This is a genomic window from Gordonibacter sp. (genome assembly GCF_036667095.1).
GTDB lineage: Bacteria > Actinomycetota > Coriobacteriia > Coriobacteriales > Eggerthellaceae > Gordonibacter.
In genome coordinates this window covers 1-1076 of sequence record NZ_JAVWUP010000388.1, presented here as the reverse complement: position 1 = coordinate 1076, position 1076 = coordinate 1, and the positions used below count along the sequence as shown (strand labels likewise).

The 1076-nt window shown below is 61.7% G+C and carries 1 protein-coding gene; it reads right to left on the bottom strand.

Annotated features, from left to right (window positions below):
• Window positions 1-63: 63 nt before the first annotated feature.
• A partial coding sequence (locus tag RR842_RS14815) for a LuxR C-terminal-related transcriptional regulator (protein ID WP_332730337.1) occupies window positions 64-1076 on the bottom strand: 1013 nt, incomplete at its 5' end.

Here is a 1076-nt window from a genome sequence, read left to right as displayed (position 1 = left end):
TGCGCTGCACTGCATCGACGAGGCGGCCGAGGCGCTCGAGGCTGACGGCGAATAGGCGACGCGCTACTTTTGATGCTCTACCAAGTCGATGAGCTCTTGGTGCGAATGCACGCCGAGCTTGGCATATACGTGGCTGACGTGGGTTTTTACGGTGTTGTACGACACGACGAGCGCTTCCTGGATGAAGCGCACATTGCGTCCGCGTGCTAGGTACTCGAATATCTCCTGCTCGCGCTCGGTCAGGCCTTGTGCTTTGCCGATGGTCGCACAGCGTGCTTCGATTGATAGGGGCGTGCTGTCGTCGGCGTGCGCAGGCACGAGCGGTGCGAGCGGGACGACACCTTTGATGGTGTTCGCGAAGCTGAACGTCTTCTGCACTAGCACCACGTAAGCGACAATGCCGAATACGATGATGGCCGAGATGGCGGATACCACGACAGGGTCGGCCGCTTGTCCGTTGGTGAACCTCCCGAAATTCGCGCCGAGCAAGGTGCCCCACGAGGCCATGGCGTTGCCCCATGCCAGCATGGGCAGGGCGTTCAGCGTGTTCTTCGAGCCCAGCGCGATAAGCACGTAGTACATCAGTATCTCGAAGAAGCCGGTTCCGCACGATAGCAGCGTGCTGGTAATCGATCCCTGCACAGGGGCGATGGACAGCATGAGGAAACCGGCCACCGAGCAGAGGATGGAGAGGCGGAACAGGCCGTCCGGCGAAAGTTCCGTGCGACGTGTCAAAGCGTAGAGGGCGAGAGCCCCCAGCGGCACCAAGGCCCCCAGCGCGAGCAACGGTACGCGGTCGACCTCGCCGAACGTTAAGGTGTAGCCGTAGATGAAGCGGAAGATGAGCAGTGCCACGAACACCTGGTGTCCGAAAGGAAGAAACGACCCCGGAGCGGTGACGGCTGCCTGGGCGGGCGAGTCCTCGGCGTACATCTGGTCGAAAATGGCGCGCGCGAGGGCGGCGATGAGCGCGATTGAACCGAGGGGGATCAGACAGAACAAGGCAAGGTTCGCTTCGGAGGGCAGCAGGGAGAACAACCCGCGGCATCCATAGGCCAGCACGTAGGCAAGCGCAA